Source organism: Acinetobacter sp. ANC 7912, assembly GCF_039862785.1.
In the GTDB taxonomy this organism is placed as follows: Bacteria; Pseudomonadota; Gammaproteobacteria; order Pseudomonadales; family Moraxellaceae; genus Acinetobacter; species Acinetobacter thermotolerans.
The window spans coordinates 2494272-2511102 of sequence record NZ_CP156795.1; the positions used below are offsets into that span (position 1 = coordinate 2494272).

General features: G+C 43.5%; 14 protein-coding genes. 8 read left to right on the forward strand and 6 right to left on the reverse strand.

Features of this window, described 5'->3' with window-relative positions; genetic code table 11:
* Positions 1-9 precede the first annotated feature (9 nt).
* Positions 10-1131 carry a CaiB/BaiF CoA-transferase family protein gene (locus tag ABEF84_RS12335; protein ID WP_347453076.1) on the reverse strand — a complete coding sequence of 374 codons (1122 nt, stop codon included), beginning with the start codon at positions 1129-1131 and terminating at the stop codon, positions 10-12.
* Positions 1132-1343: 212 nt separating this feature from the next.
* Here ABEF84_RS12335 and ABEF84_RS12340 point away from each other — a divergent pair, with 212 nt between their 5' ends.
* The 4 genes from ABEF84_RS12340 (at position 1344) to ABEF84_RS12355 (ending at position 6372) form a co-directional block, all read left to right on the forward strand.
* Complete coding sequence (locus ABEF84_RS12340) at positions 1344-2354, forward strand: AraC family transcriptional regulator (protein WP_034585268.1); 1011 nt, start codon at positions 1344-1346, stop codon at positions 2352-2354.
* Positions 2355-2581: 227 nt separating this feature from the next.
* Entirely contained in the window at positions 2582-3787 is a 1206-nt protein-coding gene (locus tag ABEF84_RS12345; RefSeq protein ID WP_034585233.1) for an acetyl-CoA C-acetyltransferase, read from the forward strand.
* A 10-nt stretch (positions 3788-3797) separates the two neighbouring features.
* Positions 3798-5930, forward strand: coding sequence for a 3-hydroxyacyl-CoA dehydrogenase NAD-binding domain-containing protein (locus ABEF84_RS12350; RefSeq protein WP_034585235.1), 2133 nt, complete (start codon positions 3798-3800; stop codon positions 5928-5930).
* 151 nt (positions 5931-6081) lie between these two features.
* A complete protein-coding gene (locus ABEF84_RS12355) occupies positions 6082-6372 on the forward strand; it encodes an MFS transporter (protein WP_034585237.1) in 291 nt (96 codons plus the stop codon).
* A gap of 59 nt (positions 6373-6431) precedes the next feature.
* Here the strand turns inward: ABEF84_RS12355 and ABEF84_RS12360 are convergent, their stop codons facing one another.
* Positions 6432-6863 carry a GNAT family N-acetyltransferase gene (locus tag ABEF84_RS12360; RefSeq protein ID WP_034585239.1) on the reverse strand — a complete coding sequence of 144 codons (432 nt, stop codon included), beginning with the start codon at positions 6861-6863 and terminating at the stop codon, positions 6432-6434.
* Positions 6857-8074: an SAM-dependent methyltransferase gene (locus ABEF84_RS12365; RefSeq protein ID WP_034585241.1), complete on the reverse strand. Its 1218-nt coding sequence runs from the start codon at positions 8072-8074 to the stop codon at positions 6857-6859. Before ABEF84_RS12365 ends, ABEF84_RS12360 begins: the two co-directional genes overlap by 7 nt.
* A gap of 101 nt (positions 8075-8175) precedes the next feature.
* Here ABEF84_RS12365 and ABEF84_RS12370 point away from each other — a divergent pair, with 101 nt between their 5' ends.
* From ABEF84_RS12370 to ABEF84_RS12380, 3 genes are all read left to right on the forward strand, one after another.
* A complete protein-coding gene (locus ABEF84_RS12370) occupies positions 8176-8820 on the forward strand; it encodes a hemolysin III family protein (protein WP_034585243.1) in 645 nt (214 codons plus the stop codon).
* A 142-nt stretch (positions 8821-8962) separates the two neighbouring features.
* Positions 8963-10270, forward strand: a complete 1308-nt coding sequence (locus ABEF84_RS12375) for an MFS transporter (protein WP_034585245.1) — start codon at positions 8963-8965, stop codon at positions 10268-10270.
* A gap of 139 nt (positions 10271-10409) precedes the next feature.
* A complete protein-coding gene (locus ABEF84_RS12380; protein ID WP_034585249.1) occupies positions 10410-10850 on the forward strand; it encodes a hypothetical protein in 441 nt (146 codons plus the stop codon).
* A gap of 13 nt (positions 10851-10863) precedes the next feature.
* Here ABEF84_RS12380 and ABEF84_RS12385 read toward each other — a convergent pair whose 3' ends face one another.
* Positions 10864-11874 (reverse strand): metallophosphoesterase, encoded by a 1011-nt coding sequence (locus ABEF84_RS12385; RefSeq protein WP_034585250.1) that lies wholly within the window; start codon positions 11872-11874, stop codon positions 10864-10866.
* Positions 11875-11976: 102 nt separating this feature from the next.
* Between ABEF84_RS12385 and ABEF84_RS12390 the strand changes: the two genes are divergently transcribed.
* Positions 11977-13611: a phospholipase D family protein gene (locus ABEF84_RS12390; RefSeq protein WP_347453081.1), complete on the forward strand. Its 1635-nt coding sequence runs from the start codon at positions 11977-11979 to the stop codon at positions 13609-13611.
* Positions 13612-13684: 73 nt separating this feature from the next.
* Here the strand turns inward: ABEF84_RS12390 and ABEF84_RS12395 are convergent, their stop codons facing one another.
* Together ABEF84_RS12395 and filE are read right to left on the reverse strand one after the other, a co-directional pair.
* The gene (locus ABEF84_RS12395) at positions 13685-15628 is read right to left on the reverse strand and encodes a hypothetical protein (RefSeq protein ID WP_347453083.1); all 1944 of its coding nucleotides are present in this window, start codon (positions 15626-15628) and stop codon (positions 13685-13687) included.
* 21 nt (positions 15629-15649) lie between these two features.
* On the reverse strand, positions 15650-16825 hold the full coding sequence (filE, locus tag ABEF84_RS12400; protein WP_347473687.1) for a putative pilus assembly protein FilE: 1176 nt from the start codon (positions 16823-16825) through the stop codon (positions 15650-15652).
* Between the last annotated feature and the right edge of the window lie 6 nt (positions 16826-16831).

A 16831-nucleotide genomic window follows, 5' to 3' on the forward strand; every position in this document is an offset into this window, starting at 1 on the left:
AGGCTTTTCTTACCAGTCTTTAGTTTCACCTAGTGCTTGTCCAATAAATTCATAACGTGAACTGGAACGTGAAAACTTGATGGGACAGGCCAGCTGAGGTTCGGTCTCCTGCTCTCCTGACTTCACTGGTACCTTCACTACCCAACCGCGTTCTTGGGCTAGCTGTGAATGTAAAGCTTCGTCCAGTTGCAACACGGGTTCGACACAGACATCCAAGCTGGAAAATATAGTCTGCCACTCAGCTAAAGTCTTACTGCCAATTTTCTGCTGGATCGCCGCTTTAACTTCTGCCCGATCCTGTGCATCCATAGACATACCTTTTTCTAGCAGGATCGGTAGCTCCAATGCTTGTGCCAGACCCTGCATAAATTGTGGCTCTAAACTGCCTACAGAAAGATAGCGACCATCTTGGGTATGGTAATAGTCATAAAAGGTTCCACCATTTAGATGACCCGACTCTGGCTGTGCATGCACACCACCCGCCAAACTGGCTGCTGCGGCCATATTGTTTAGAGTTACCGCGCAATCGGTCATGGAAATATCAATATATTGTCCCATGCCGCTACGTTGCCGTTCGATCACGGCTGCCAAAATGGCAATGATAGCATGCATAGAACCACCGGCGACATCCGCCACCTGAATGCCAAACGGCGGTGGCCCGCCCTGCACCCGACCACTATGACCGGCAATGCCTGACAACGCCAGATAATTAATGTCGTGCCCAGCTTTATCCTTATAGGAACCCGTTTGGCCATACCCGGTAATCGAACAATAGATCAGTCGTGGATTAATCTCAGCTAGGGTGGAATAATCCAATCCTAAACGTTGCATCACACCAGGGCGGAATTGTTCTACGACAATGTCATAGTCCGAGATTTTGGCTTTGATTAATTCAAGGCTGTTTCGGTCTTTCAAATCTAATGCCACAGATTGTTTATTACGATTCAAATAATTATGTGCAGTGGCCTGTCCGTGTGCATACGGTGGCACTAAACGCAACAAATCCGGTCGTGTCGGTGATTCAATATGCACAACTTCCGCACCGAGATCTGCCAAATACATGGTGGCAAAAGGACCAGGCAAAAGTGTAGAAAAATCCAGAACTTTCAATCCTTTCAGAGCATAAGACATTAGAATATTTACTCTATTTATGGTGGTTTTTTATTCATCTTAGAAACACAAATGCATAAAAACAATGTCATGTTCAGCCATTTACCTTGATCATTTCGGCAATTTAATATGTAACAAATGGCAAGTCAGATTTTGTAAATTGCCATTGATTTATTATTTTGTGTCAATTAGGTCAAGCATTAGTGAACATCAAAGAGACTGAAGGTTTAAACATGAGTCGTGATACGATCAGTATCCATTTCGTCAACGCAGCACTCTACGGCGTGAAGCGTCTGGGTATGGATGTCGATACACTTTTGTCTCATGTGGGTATTGAAGCTGAGCTTCTGCATCAGCCAAAGGCACGTATCTCGCCAGAACAATATACCCGTTTTATCAAGATGCTCTGGATGGTAACTCAAGATGAGCATGTCGGCTTTGACAAACAGCCGCGCCGTCTCGGCACATTTGCCATTATGTGTCAGCTGATTATTCATGCCAAAACTCTGGGTGATGCGCTGGAGCTGTCCTCTCAGTTCTACAAGCTGTTCGGTGATGACTGGGCTGTGACCTTGGAACGTGACAAACATGAAGCACGTCTGGTGCCGCAAATTCCGAAAGACATGGACCCGGATCACTTCATTACTGAAAGTATGTTGATGATCTGGCATGGCTTGGCCTCATGGCTGATTGAACGCCGCCTGCCATTAGAACGTGTACATTTTAACTATCCACGTCCAGATCATGCCGATGAATATGATGCGCTGTTCTTTGCACCGGTGATGCAGTTTGATATGCCACGGACTGAAATCACATTTGCAGCGGACTATTTAGACCTGCCAATCCGCCAGAATGAAGAAACCCTGGAAGAATTCCTGAAAGCTGCACCAGCACAGCTGTTGGTAAAATTCAAGAATACCAACTCGCTGACTTCTCGTATTCGTGAAGTGCTGAAGAGCCAGATCGGAGAAGAAATGCCGACCCTGAATGATGTAGCATCCATGCTGTATCTATCGCCACAAACTTTGCGTCGCCGTCTGGCTGCGGAAGGTAAAAGCTATCAGGGTGTGAAAGATGCGCTACGCCGAGATGCTGCAATTCACCTATTATTGAATCCAGATCTGACGCTGGAAGATGTCGCACAACAAGTGGGTTTCAGTGAAACCAGTACCTTCCACCGTGCTTTCAAGAAATGGACCGGGGTTACTCCAGGTCTTTATCGTCAGTTGCATGGTTACCATTAAGCCACAGCATCTTCATATTTAGCCTTCACACGAGTGCTAAATTCAAATATTGCCCAAGCTCCAGACTTGGGCGTTTTTTTTATTTGAACATTTCTTTAAACCATCTCTTTTAATTGACCAGAATGCTCAAATGACCTGATCCGTTCTCGTCATTGCGCTCACCTCAAGAATCATTACACTCAAATCATCAGAATAAATCATATTCCATCAATAAAAAGGGAAATGCTATGAGCGAGGCCTACATCATCGATGCCATTCGCACGCCACGCGGCAAGGGGAAAAAGGATGGATCCTTATATGAAGTCAAACCGATTACTTTAGTTACCACTTTACTCAATGAACTGAAAGACCGTCATTCTTTAGATACATCCAAAGTAGATGATATCGTCCTTGGTTGTGTCACACCAATTGGTGACCAAGGTGCTGATATTGCCAAAACAGCAGCTATTGCAGCCGGCTGGGACAATGATGTCGCTGGTGTACAAATCAACCGTTTCTGTGCTTCCGGTCTAGAAGCGGTGAATATGGCAGCACAAAAAGTTCGCTCTGGTTGGGAAGATCTAGTGGTTGCAGGTGGTGTGGAATCCATGTCCCGTGTACCGATGGGCTCCGATGGCGGCCCTTGGGCACTCGACCCGGAAACCAACATGGCTTGTGATTTTATTCCACAAGGCATTGGTGCCGACCTGATCGCGACCATTGATGGTTATACGCGTTCCGATGTCGATGCCTTCGCCGAACAGTCTCAGAAAAAAGCCGCAGCAGCTCAGGCCAATGGTCATTTTGATAAATCAATTGTGCCGGTCAAAGATAAAGCCGGTGTGGTAATTTTGGATAAAGACGAATTCATTAAACCGAATACCACGCTTGAAACTCTCAACAAACTGAATCCAAGTTTCGCCACCATGGGACAGATGGGCTTTGATGCCATCGCCCTACAGAAATACCCGGAAGTCGGTGCAGTGAATCACGTGCATCACGCCGGCAACTCATCCGGCATTGTTGATGGTGCTGCACTGGTCCTACTGGCCTCAGAACAGGCGGTGAAAGAACAGAACCTGAAACCGCGTGCCAAGGTACTAGCGACTGCGCTAGTCGGTGCTGATCCAACGATTATGCTGACTGGCCCTGCACCTGCTGCACGTAAAGCGCTGGCTAAAGCTGGCTTAACGATTGATGATATTGACCTGTTTGAAGTCAATGAAGCTTTTGCGGCTGTGGTGATGCGCTTTATCAATGAAATGAAGGTTGACCCGGCTAAAGTTAATGTGAATGGTGGTGCGATTGCAATGGGTCATCCACTGGGGGCAACTGGTGCCATGATTCTCGGTACTTTGCTGGATGAGCTGGAACGCCAGGGCAAGAAACGCGGTCTGGCAACTTTATGTGTCGGTGGCGGCATGGGCATCGCCACCATTATTGAACTGGTTTAAGGAGAGAACCATGAGCGCTATTCAATATCAAAAAACTGAAGACAATATTGTTCTTCTGACCTTTGACTCTCCAAACCAGTCAGCCAATACCATGAATGCCGACTTCCGTGCAGCACTGACAGAAGCGGTTAATAAATTAAAAGCTGATGATAATGTCAGCGGGATTATCTTCCGTTCAGCCAAAAAGACTTTTTTCGCCGGCGGTGATCTGGATGAGCTGATTCAAGCCACGCCAGAACATGCCACCGAATTCTTCAATATGATTGAGAATATGAAAGACCAGCTGCGCTATATCGAAACCCGCGGTATTCCCGTAGTGGCAACCTTGAATGGCACTGCACTCGGTGGTGGCTGGGAAATTGCCTTATGTGCACATCATCGTATTGCCCTGAATGACCCTAAAACTAAATTTGGCCTGCCAGAAGTCACGTTAGGCTTGTTACCAGGGGGTGGTGGGATTGTACGTACCGTACGACTGTTAGGACTACAAAATGCCTTTCCACTTTTGATGGAAGGCAAGAAATTCAGTGTAGAGAAAGCCAAAACTTTAGGCCTGATTCATGATACGGCCGAGAATCTGGATGAGCTTTTAGACAAAGCAATTACATGGATTAAAACGAATCCTAAGTCTCAGCAACCTTTCGATATTAAAGGCTACAAAATTCCGGGTGGTTCGCCTTCTTCACCTGCTATCGCGCAAATGCTGACCATCGCTCCTGCCATACTGCGCGACAAAACCAAAGGCTGTTATCCAGCACCAGAAGCGATTATGTCAGCTGCGGTCGAAGGTGCACAGGTCGATGTGGATACCGCACTCCGTATTGAATCCCGTTATTTCACCTATCTGGCGACCGGTCAAGTATCTAAAAACATGATTGGCACTTTCTGGCATGGCATGAATAGCATCAAATCTGGTGCTCATCGTCCAAAGGATGTCACTAAATGGCAGGCTAAAAAAGTGGGAATTTTGGGGGCAGGCATGATGGGTGCCGGGATTGCCTATGTCACTGCCGGCAAAGGCATTCAGGTCATCCTTAAAGATGTTTCAATTGAAGCTGCCGAAAAAGGCAAGGCCTATAGCCAAAAACTGCTAGATAAAAAAGTCAGTCAAGGTCGTATGACGGCTGAACAGCGTGACCAGATTTTAGGCCTGATACAAACCACGACAGAAGCAGCCGATCTGCAAGGCTGTGACCTGATCATTGAAGCGGTATTTGAAAATCAGCAATTGAAAGCTCAGGTGACTCAAGAAGCCGAACAGTATTTAGCTACCGACGGCGTCATGGCATCCAATACCTCAACCCTGCCAATTAGCCAACTGGCACAGGCAAGTCAGGATCAAGCTAAATTTATCGGCCTGCACTTCTTTAGCCCGGTCGATAAAATGCAGCTGGTGGAAATCATTAAAGGGAAAAACACTTCGAACGACACCTTAGCTAAAGCATTTGACTTCGTGCAGCAGATTGGCAAGCTGCCAATTGTGGTGAATGACAGCCGTGGTTTCTTTACCAGCCGCGTATTTGGCACTTTTATTCAGGAAGGTTTGCACCTGCTCGCCGAAGGTGTTCATCCAGCACGCATTGAAATGGCAGCCTTAAAAGCCGGTATGCCGGTTGGGCCACTGGCGATCCAGGATGAAGTCTCTTTAACGTTGACTGCGCATATTACCCATGAAACCCGTAAGGCTTTACAAGCCGAAGGCAAAGAACGACCGGCATCCCCTGCTGATGACGTGATTCAAACCATGATTCACCAGTTTAACCGCAAAGGGAAAGCAGCCGGTGCTGGTTTCTATGACTATCCTGAAAATGGTAAAAAGCAGCTTTGGTCGGGCTTGAGTCACTGGAATAAAAACACTGAGATTTCTGAACAGGAAATGATTGAACGTTTCTTGTTTGTGCAGGCACTGGATACAGTACGTTGTTTGGAAGAAGACGTGTTGCAATCTGCTGTAGAAGGGAATATTGGTTCCATCTTTGGGATTGGATTCCCGGCCTGGACGGGTGGTGCGATCCAGTATCTGAACCAGTACGGACTGGCAAAAGCACTGGCACGTGCCAATGTACTGGAAAAGAAATATGGTGAACGCTTTAAGGCACCAGAATTATTAAAAAAGAAAGTCGCAGCGGCTGAAACTTTCTGATCTAGAACATGTGAGATAAAGAGGAGTTTGATGCTCCTCTTTTTTATATTCCACTAAAAATCAAACATATTTTCGGCTGAATTCTGATCTGCTTTTTAGCAAATTTATGTTATAAAGTAACATAAATTTATTTCATGTTAGGTTCAGATCCATGTCTCATCAAAATACGCCAGAGAAATCGCCTTGGGGTTGGAAAGCACTGATCATTTTCTGCGTGATTGGTGGCTTATTCATGTTTATTTTCTGGTTAGCGGTCAGCAATGAGCCGGACTATATGCCAAGCCAGCAGGCTAAGAAAAAACAGCAAGCTGCCCTGCAGCAATCTAATCAACCTGCATCTGAACCGACTGCAGCTGAAATGGACATGACTGAAGAAGAACATGCTCATATGGATAATACCCATGTTGAATCAAACGCAGCCCACGGTCATTCTTCACATTAAGACATCGCATTAAAAAACAAAAAAGCGAGGCTTAGACCTCGCTTTTTTATAGCTAGATTTTAAAACTGTAAATACATATCAATATGCGGAATACCACAATCCAAATATTCCTTACCCTGAAGCTGAAAGCCCAGCGCCTGATAAAAACCAATCGCATGAACTTGTGATGACAGTTTCACAAACTGACGACCTTCGGTACGAGCTGTATCCATCACAAACTGCATCAGACGTTGTCCGACTTTATGGCCACGAGCCGATTTCAGCACTGCTACCCGGCCAATACTGTTATTTCTTAACAGTCGGGCGGTCGCGACGGGTTGATCCTGCAGATAAGCCACAAAATGGATCGATACTGAGTCTTCAGCATCCCATTCATCTTCCAACGCAATCTGCTGTTCCTGAATAAACACGGCTTCACGAATCGGCTTGGCATCAACAGCTAGATCAGTCCAACTACCTGAAACAATTCGCAACTCAGATGAACTTAGCATTTACAGCCAATCCCCTGCTGATCCCATTGATTATTCAACAATAATTCCAGCGAGTGTTTCTGAATACCATACATATCTTTTAATGCCTGGATCTGGGCCAGCACTTCCTGATCAGGTTCCTTATAGTCTTTACGTTTTACCGCAAGAATCATTTTGTTCTTGCTGGTATGTTCCAGTGCCACAAATTCAAATATTTTGGTTTCATAGCCATAGGCTTTTAGCAACAAAGCACGGATAGTATCGGTCAACATTTCTGCCTGCTGGCCGGCATGAATACCAAACTGCAGCATTGGGCTTAGCACTGTTGGTGCTTTCAGTTGCGGACGCAATTCCTTATGACAGCATGGCGCGCACATGATGATCTGCGCATTGAGGCGAATTCCGGTATGAATGGCAAAATCGGTCGCCACATCACAGGCATGCAAAGCAATCATCACATCCAGGCGTTCCGGTTCATAAGTGCGTACATCGCCCTGGAAAAAGTCCAGCTGGTTAAATTCAGATTGATTCGCAACATTCTGGCAGAACTCAACCATTTTCGGATTCAGTTCCACCCCGGTCACCCACGGCGTCTGTCCATGCTTTTGCATATAGTCATACAAGGCACAGGTCAGATAACCTTTTCCTGAACCAAAATCGACAACGCGCAATCCTTCTTTGGGTTCTTTGATTTGACTCAAAGCATTAGAAAAAATTTCTACGAACTTGTTAATTTGTTTCCACTTACGCGCCATGCTGGGAATGATCTGGCTCTGCTGATCGGTAATCCCGAGCAATTTGAGGAACAAGGCGTCTTGATCGACATAACGCTGTTTGACCCGGTCATGCCCCTGTTCAGTTTTGTCCTTGAGCACTGGCTTGCTCTTGCTACGAGTGAGCATAACTTTCTTCTTGTTCTTTTTTAGCTGCAATTCTTCAGATGTGGTGATCAGATTGGCTTGCTTGCAACATGCCAGCAATTCATTCACTTTATCTATGGCTTCACTTAAAGAATAGTTCTTGGTGACATCCTGGGTTTTGTAGCGGTATAGGCAACTTAATACTTTCTGGTCATTTAATGAAATGACTCGCAAGGTCATTTTTTCCAGATTTTCAAGTTCACCTTTATACTGACTTAAAATCAGTCGATCAAATTGATCACTTTCAATGGCTTGCTGAAAAGTTTCCAGAAATTGCTGTTCTTGCACCGAGAGAGACGCCAAAGTGGACATAAAAGAAACCTAAAATGAATTGCCTATAAAGTGTAAATGTTCTTACCCTAAAAGCAAAATTGAATTATTATACATTTGTATATTTAAGAAGAACGATAACTATGTCAAACGCACCACTACTCCAAGATTATGATGCAACCGAAGAGCGCATCAACTATATGAGTCACGGGATCGGTGCCGCATTGGCCGTGATTGCTGGTATTCTGCTGGTAATCAAAGGAGCCTATTTAAGTGCCGGACAATGGTTTGGCCTGTGGGTCTATGCACTCAGTATGATCGCGCTGTTTTCTGCATCCATGCTGTATCACATGGCCACTACAGCCGATCGTCGTTATTTCTATAAAAAGCTGGATCACACCGCAATTTATTATTTGATTGCGGGAACCTACACGCCTTTTTTAGCGATTGCGATCCCCACCCCTAAAGCGCAGTATTTGCTGATCGCGTTATGGGTGATTGCCATCCTTGGAACACTCTTCAAGTTCATTTTCATTCATCGTTTCCAGAAACTTTCACTGGCTGCTTACCTGATTATGGGCTGGCTGGCACTGTTAGTCATGGACGATATGCAGAAATACTTATCCGTTCAATCTTTGACCTTTCTCGTAATTGGCGGGCTGGCGTATACTGTGGGTGCATTGTTTTACGCCCTAAAAAGAGTAAGATATACGCACGCTATCTGGCATATTTTTGTATTGATAGGCGCAGGATCACATTTTCTGTCTATCTATCTTTACGTGATTTAATCCTCTTATTCTCCATTTCAGTGACCCTGAGCGCGCAGAATCAAGAAGATTGCAGTTGTTTTTTTAAGAAATTACGCCTTTTTTAAAAAGATTACGCTTTTAAAACTAAGTTTTTTTATTTTTAGTAAGTGTAAGGTCCTTCATGGCGTCGTCAAATACTGCTGCTCTACCAGCACAAAATTCAAAATTTCGCGTTTTAACAGCAAGTTTAGTGGGTACAACAATCGAGTTCTTCGATTTCTATATCTATGCCACTGCTGCTGTGATTATTTTTCCACACTTGTTCTTCCCTGCAAGTACGGATCCAACGACAGCGACCATTCAGTCTCTGGCAACCTTCGCGATTGCATTTATCGCACGTCCAATTGGTGCAGCCCTGTTCGGCCACCTCGGCGACAGAATCGGGCGTAAAGCCACCCTGGTTGCAGCCTTGCTAACCATGGGTCTCTCTACAGTTGCGATTGGTCTGCTGCCAACTTATCAACAGATTGGTATCGTTGCGCCATTATTGCTGGCACTGTGCCGTCTAGGTCAAGGTCTTGGTTTGGGTGGTGAATGGTCAGGTGCCGTATTGCTGGCAACTGAAAATGCGCCAGACGGTAAACGCGCATGGTACGGTATGTTCCCACAACTGGGTGCTCCGCTAGGCTTCATTCTGGCCACTGGTTCGTTCCTGACTTTGGGTGCATTCATGTCTGAAGCACAATTCATGCAATGGGGCTGGCGTATTCCGTTCATTTGTAGTTCTTTACTGGTCATCATGGGCTTATGGATTCGTTTGAAACTGCATGAAACTCCTGCATTCCAGAAAGTTCTAAGCAAACAGAAAGAAGTGAATGTGCCATTTGTACAGGTATTTAAAAAGCATTCAGGCATGCTGGTTTTAGGTACCATTGCGGCAATTTGTACTTTCGTGGTGTTCTACCTGACTACAGTATTCGCATTGAACTGGGGTACAACTAAACTGGGTTATAGCCGTGCAGAATTCCTTGAACTGCAACTGATTGCGACTCTATGTTTCGCTGCATTTATTCCATTATCTGCTGTATTTGCTGAAAAATTTGGCCGTAAAACTACTTCAATCGGTGTATGTATTATCTCAGCGATATTCGGTCTGTTCTTTGCAGATATGCTGGAGTCTGGCAGCACTGTGGTCGTATTCCTGTTCCTGTGTATCGGTCTTGCGATTATGGGCTTAACTTATGGTCCAATCGGTACTGTACTGTCTGAAATCTTCCCGACTTCAGTACGTTATACTGGTTCAGCATTGACCTTCAACCTGGCTGGTATTTTCGGTGCATCTTTCGCACCATTGATCGCAACTAAACTGGCAACAGGTTATGGCCTGTATGCAGTAGGATACTACCTGACTGCAGCATCAATTTTGTCACTATTAGCCTTCCTGCTGATTCGTGAAACCAAAAATGATGATGTGAATAACCAGATTTAATGGTTACCTAGCATAGTCTAAAAGCCAGCGTAATCCGCTGGCTTTTTTATGCCTGTCATTTAATGTACAAAAATCTGCTATTTCTTTGGACAAGATTCATAAACAATAAGAATAAGATTCACGACTATAAGGATAAGACATGCGGGATCCTATCGAGCACCTCAACGAGGAACAGCTGGTTCATATCGTGGTCTTACTGGAAGAGGATAAAAAGAATGAAGCACTCGTTTATATTGTCAAAAACAGCTCACTCACCGAACAGCAAGCACGAGATGTAATCGCTGCGATTCTGATGGAACATGATGCAGCCTTGCAGCAACAAACCTCTGGTCCACGCTTTAGTGATGATCTTCCAGAACAACAGGTTGAGACTGGGAATCTGACTGATTCCATTGCCATCTCTATTCCCCGTCAGAATGATCAGCTGAGTGACAGCCCTGCTTCCCCATTACCACCCGCTACAGCAGAATTGCAGGAAAAAGTGGCGGAACCGGAATCTGCACCGAAAACACCGCATTTAATCTGGATTGCTGCCGGCATTGTTATTTTTATCCTGCTCTTAATCTGGATTTTGGACTAGAAAGAAATCATTCTTAGACTAGCTCGATAATATCAATCGTTGGTGGCACTCGGAAACGGAAAGGTACACCCACCAGTCCTGTACCCACCGTCACAAACACATCAGCATGTGCATGACGGTACAAACCTTTTTTATGACCCAAGATCGATACACGTTTCATCACATAATCGGTAAGCCATGGCAGTTCCACCTGCCCACCATGTGTATGTCCAGACAACATCAAGGGCCGTGTAGGTAATTGTGGCACCATATCCACCGTATCCGGGTTATGCGACAGAATCACCCAAGGCTTGTCCTGCGGCAGTTCAGGCAAGAAACGCATATCCGCCTTACCAGCCCATAGATCCCCAATCCCAAGCAGACGAAATTCATCGAACTCAACAATCTGTCCTTCAATATCGATCACCTGATTGACTTCTAAAGCATGATGCAGCAATTCCTGAATAGGAGGTCCAGGATACTGTTCATCATGATTGCCATTGACTGAATATATCGGCGCCTGAATTTCTTTGAGCACAGCAAGTTCTTCAGTCAGCTTGTCTTCTGGTTCATAAGTCCAGTCCCCTGCCACAACTACCAAGTCAGGTTTCTGCTGGTTCAGCTTTTCAACAATCTCTTTCAGCTGGCGTTCATGACCGGAAAATAAACCAATATGTAAATCTGCAATCAGTGCAATACGCACCGGCTTGTCAAATTTTTTATCGGGATTAATCTGGTAACGTGTGGTTTTGACTTGAATCAGATGCGGCTCAATAAATCGTGCATAACACAGTACTCCACTGAGCAGACAAATAAATATTGCCTCGTGAATGGAATAATAGCCGTTAAAACCAGCATAAATACTGAAGAAAAATAAAGGAATCAGCAAGTAAGATAGATAATAAGCTAATAAATGGGTAAAGGCTTTGAAAGGATGAATGGTCTGTGTATGGGATTGACTGATCCAAGCGTGTGAGATTCCCCACAGCGCTAAAATGGCCATGCCAATATAAAAATAAAAGGTCACGGAATCAATATTCCCCATAATTTTTGCCTTTTCCCGTTCTTCAGTACATACTCTGCATCGTATTTATCTTTTCACAGCTGACCATTATACTCAAACCTAATTTATCACTCTTAGACACCTATGGCGATTGCTCCCCGTTCCAAGGCCGACCTGCCCATGGTCAATTCCAAGCGTAACATTCAATATAAAAGTGCTGTTTTATTGAGTTGCAGCCTTGTTTTGGGAATTCCTGCCTGTAGTACTTTGCCACATCGCGGCGAAGTTGCATCACATATGGCCTTTGAGACAGATACATCCCAAACTAGTTTGTCGAAAATCGTACAGCCTTTACGGGACCAAAATATTGGTCTCACCGGTTACCATGTTCTCTATGACCCACTAGAAGCACTCGCTGCCCGCATGCAGCTGATTAATAAAGCTGAAAAGACTTTAGACTTGCAATATTACATCTGGGACAATGACCGGATTGGTGCTATGGCGCTATATAGCATCATTCAAGCTGCAGACCGTGGCGTCAAAGTACGTATCCTGATTGATGACAACAATGCCAAGAAAATGGAAGGTATCTATCTAGCACTAGATCAGCACCAGAACATTGATGTACGGCTTTATAACCCCTACCGTTTCCGTAAGCATCGTGCCATGGATATGGTTTTGGATCTGAAACGCATCAACCGCCGTATGCACAACAAGAGCTTTATTGCCGACAACCAGATCTCTCTGATCGGTGGACGTAATATGAGCAACCAGTATTACAATGTCAGTGATGCTTACCAGTTCTCAGATGTCGATGTGATGCTGGTCGGTGCTGCCTCTGATGAAATTATCCATTCCTTTGATGAATACTGGAACGATGATTATGCCTATCCAGTACGGGACATCGTTAATCATCACCAGCATACCCTGCGCTACGAAAGCCTAAAACAGCAATTGGAAAAGCATCAACAGGATCCACGTGTGACCAATTACCTGGATTTAGCGAATCGTTCTAAAGCCTTTGATAAATGGTTGGAGCAAAATATCCAGCTCGATTGGGTCGAAGCTGAAGTGGTCAAAGATCACCCAAGCAAGATCCGGTCTAAATCCAAAAAAGAAGATCATTTAAATTTTCAGCTTGTACAGCATTTAGAAAAACCTGAGCAGAGTGTAGATATTGTCTCTGCCTATTTTGTACCAGAAAAAGAAGGTGCTGAACGGCTAAAAAAACTCGCCCGAGAAAATGTCAAAGTTCGGGTTCTCACCAATTCCTATCAAGCCAATGACGTACCTGTGGTTCATGCCTTCTATAGCAAATACCGTAAGGATCTACTCAAAAATAATGTGCAGCTCTATGAATTTCTTGCTGCGCCTGAAGCTGCGAATTTAAACTCGAATACCTATGAAATTGCTGACAAAGCGAAAGTCAGCTTAAAGGGCTTAAGTCGTTCTAGTCTGCACGCTAAACTCATGGCATTGGATGAAAAACAGGTGTTTATTGGCTCTTTTAACTTGGATCCACGTTCTGCCTATCTTAATACTGAAATTGGGGTATTGCTCAATAGCCCTTCCTTAGCTCACAAAGTACACCAGACCATGGATCAGAACTTAAGCAAATACGCTTATAAACTAGTTTTAGATGCTAATGATAAGATTAACTGGAAAATCAAACAGGCCAATGGCGAAATTCACACCTTGGAAAAAGAACCGAAAATGAAGTGGTATAATAAAGCACTGGTGACATTCCTCTCTTGGTTGCCACTTGAAGGGTTTATGTAATAGCTTCACAAAAATTTATATAGTTCTTAAATAAAAAAGCCCATCAGAAGATGGGCTTTTTACTATGATTAGATTATTTTTGTTTCACGGTATAACAATCTGCAAGATTCAGGCTCACTGTACCGCCACTGAGTTTAGCTAACGCTTTATCTGCATCTGTCACAGAAGTTGATTCTTTATTTGCTGTGTTATAAATATTTTGGAAACTCGCCAAAGTATTTGCCCAACCAACAGCTTGTCCAGCTGAGTTGGTAAAGGTAATACGACCTTTTTGTCCAGCGTTTGAATTCAATAAGTTTGAGACATTGATTAATGCGCCACCTATCACAATACTGTCATTGGCATTGGTTGAAGTTTGAATGCGCGAATCTACCCCAATCAAAGCACCATTAATATCGCCGAAGTTTTCATGACCTAAAATCATGCGAATCGACAAGGTTTTATCTTTGGCGAATGCACGCCCCAAAGTCCCTAAACGATATTGGGTAACGCCATTGTCATCTTTAAGATCACTACCTAATATATCACCCCGGCAGCCATTTTGCGGATCCATCGCCAGTGTGGTTTCTGATTGACGGTTGGTACGTACATCACCATTACTATCAATAACGATACCAACTTTTACCGGGCTGTGGCTTGTATCAGTAAATTTAAACTCAAGCTCGCCATAAATTGGGAAGATATATTTTTCACCTTTCACCACATTATTCGCAGTTTTAAAGACTTCACCATCCAAATAGCTAATTGGGAAAATCTTATATAAATCTATAGAACCGTTGTAGTTTAGATTATCTGCAGACATTCTCCATTTACCCAGCTTAGCTTGTTCAACAGCAGTCAACGGTGTGTTATCGACCTTTCCTTTCACGACTAATTTATAAAAATTTTCATTGCCGGCAATCACATAGTCACTGAGTAAAGTACCTTGGGTAATTTCTAGCTTATCTTGACCTTGCCCCACATTAAACTGGTATGGGGATGTAATCTTATCAGCCACCGTATCTAACCAAGTTGTTTGTGGCAGCGCAGTCATCCCTACTGGCTTCACCTTACGAATCATTTCAGCATTAATACCGCCTAAGGAAGTTAAATTACTGCCTGCAACAATCAGGTCTTTATCACGCCATTGAACACCTGAGCCAAAGGTATACCCCTGACGATCTGTAATCAGCATGAAATGACCAAAGACATGACGCGTGGTTTTATCAGAAGCACTACAACTTGCTTTATCACAACCTACCAGTCCATTTGAACCACTAAGCTGACTTAATAAGCCATCTGTAGAAAACAGAGAAAATTCAGGCTGATACACTGCAGCGTTAGCAATAATCGCAAGCTTGCTCACTGTCTTAAATGCATCTTCATCTTTTATCTTGGTAATATCGATCACAGGTTTTATTTGTGATTCAAAATCAGCATCAGCCACATTAATAGATTTTGTGATTGTATTTAAGCGCGTACGTATCTTATCGGTGATAAATAACGGCTGAATATCTGTTGGATCAGTAATTCGCTCTTCTTCTAATGCCAAAGTTTGCAATACTTTAATTGTATTGATTGCTTTTTTGACATTCGGATCATTCGGATTTAAGTTACTGGCATTCGGCTGACCTGCACTAATATCCAATAAGCTTAAACGTGGGAAGCTCGACTCGACTCCAGAAACTTGAATAAAATCGCTGAGTTTAATTTTTCCAATATTGATACGCGTATCGAGTTCACTGGCAATATAAAATTCGATTTCATCAGTTTCTTTACAGCGGCCTGTTGCAACACCATCGTTACGGTTAAATTGAGTAATAAAATTATTTTTGGTATCACTACTACAATTAAAATTTAACCCGTCTAGAGGATATTCTAAGCCCCACTCAATACATCCTGCACCACTACAACTGCCATTCGTTGTCGCGGGTTCATCATTTTCAGATTTAACGTTGGCACTCCCGCCACCACCACAAGCTGTCAATGTTGTGACCAATGCTGTTAAAGCAAATGGAAAGATTTTTTTTATATTCATGATGATTTACTCGAATAATCCTTATCGAATTGCGGTTAATTTTAGTTGTCCTTGATTACTCAACATTTTATCTTCTACATCAATTGCAGAAGCGAGCGGTGTAAGAAGTACATATGCTGTTTGTTCAGGAATCTGTAAGATGCCCTCAATGGACTCATATTGGAAATAATTGCCTTGTCCATCTTGATTTTTAAATCCCCCTGCACCCTCTAAAACACAGCCTTTATGGTCTAGAAATACCGTAAACGGCCAATAAAACACAGGTTTATTTTGGCTAGATGCAAAAGATTTTAGCTGAATATTTTTAATTCCTGCATCGACTGCCACAACTTCATAGTCAAATTCATCTTTAGTGATGGGTGCTCGAGGCCATAAGCTGACTTCTTTTTTTAATGCAAGTTTTTTTGATTTTTTAAGCTTTTTACCACTAAAGCAACGTTGCCCCAAACTTTCTATCGTTTCATCGCCCGAAACCCGATAATAAGTTTGTGCCAATATGATCGGAACATCTTGTTGAGTTGACTTTTGGAATAAAGCCTTCAAGGTTGACTGCCCTACCCCTTTTTCACGTTCTACGTTTTGAAAGCGAACGCTGCCGAGATTTTTATCTACTATCCCTTCTGGCATCGTATAAAAACGTTTTTTTCCTTCTAAATTGAATTCTTTTGCTTCCAAATATTCACTATCAACGTATTCCACCCCATCCACTTGACTAATGCCAGAACGTGGCTGAGATTGTTGCTCTTGAACTTCTGCTGTTGATTTTTGAGTAATTACTGGTTGTACTGGTTGTACTGGTTGTACTGGTTGTACTGGTTGTACTGGTTGTACTGGTTGTACTGGTTGTACTGGTTGTACTGGTTGTACTGGTTGTACTGGTTGTACTGGTTGTACTGGTTGTACTGGTTGTACAACAGTATTTATTTTCTGTGCAGCTGTGTCACCCAAAATCGCAGATGTTTTAGGTTGAACTTTCGGAACAGATAGAGCTTGATGGCTTTCTTGTTGATTCACTGTTGATTGTTGAGATACAACAGCTTTTGCTTTTTTATCTTTAGTACCTGTTGGAGGAGGAACAACCATCGGCCGACCATCCGGTCCAATAATTGTGACGAACTCTTTTGCTGACACAGAAACAGATATTGGCACTAAACCTAGCACCAATACTGTCTTTAACCATACACCCTTTCTAATCATATATTC

What these genes read in the sequence shown, in the direction of transcription:
- ABEF84_RS12390 (WP_347453081.1), top strand. Translation starts at nt 11,977, where the DNA reads ATGGCGATTGCTCCCCGTTCCAAGGCCGACCTGCCCATGGTCAATTCC.
- ABEF84_RS12365 (WP_034585241.1), bottom strand. Translation starts at nt 8,074, where the DNA reads ATGTCCACTTTGGCGTCTCTCTCGGTGCAAGAACAGCAATTTCTGGAA.
- ABEF84_RS12355 (WP_034585237.1), top strand. Translation starts at nt 6,082, where the DNA reads ATGTCTCATCAAAATACGCCAGAGAAATCGCCTTGGGGTTGGAAAGCA.
- ABEF84_RS12360 (WP_034585239.1), bottom strand. Translation starts at nt 6,863, where the DNA reads ATGCTAAGTTCATCTGAGTTGCGAATTGTTTCAGGTAGTTGGACTGAT.
- ABEF84_RS12350 (WP_034585235.1), top strand. Translation starts at nt 3,798, where the DNA reads ATGAGCGCTATTCAATATCAAAAAACTGAAGACAATATTGTTCTTCTG.
- ABEF84_RS12380 (WP_034585249.1), top strand. Translation starts at nt 10,410, where the DNA reads ATGCGGGATCCTATCGAGCACCTCAACGAGGAACAGCTGGTTCATATC.
- ABEF84_RS12375 (WP_034585245.1), top strand. Translation starts at nt 8,963, where the DNA reads ATGGCGTCGTCAAATACTGCTGCTCTACCAGCACAAAATTCAAAATTT.
- ABEF84_RS12385 (WP_034585250.1), bottom strand. Translation starts at nt 11,874, where the DNA reads ATGGGGAATATTGATTCCGTGACCTTTTATTTTTATATTGGCATGGCC.
- ABEF84_RS12370 (WP_034585243.1), top strand. Translation starts at nt 8,176, where the DNA reads ATGTCAAACGCACCACTACTCCAAGATTATGATGCAACCGAAGAGCGC.
- ABEF84_RS12395 (WP_347453083.1), bottom strand. Translation starts at nt 15,628, where the DNA reads ATGAATATAAAAAAAATCTTTCCATTTGCTTTAACAGCATTGGTCACA.
- ABEF84_RS12345 (WP_034585233.1), top strand. Translation starts at nt 2,582, where the DNA reads ATGAGCGAGGCCTACATCATCGATGCCATTCGCACGCCACGCGGCAAG.
- ABEF84_RS12340 (WP_034585268.1), top strand. Translation starts at nt 1,344, where the DNA reads ATGAGTCGTGATACGATCAGTATCCATTTCGTCAACGCAGCACTCTAC.
- filE (WP_347473687.1), bottom strand. Translation starts at nt 16,825, where the DNA reads ATGATTAGAAAGGGTGTATGGTTAAAGACAGTATTGGTGCTAGGTTTA.
- ABEF84_RS12335 (WP_347453076.1), bottom strand. Translation starts at nt 1,131, where the DNA reads ATGTCTTATGCTCTGAAAGGATTGAAAGTTCTGGATTTTTCTACACTT.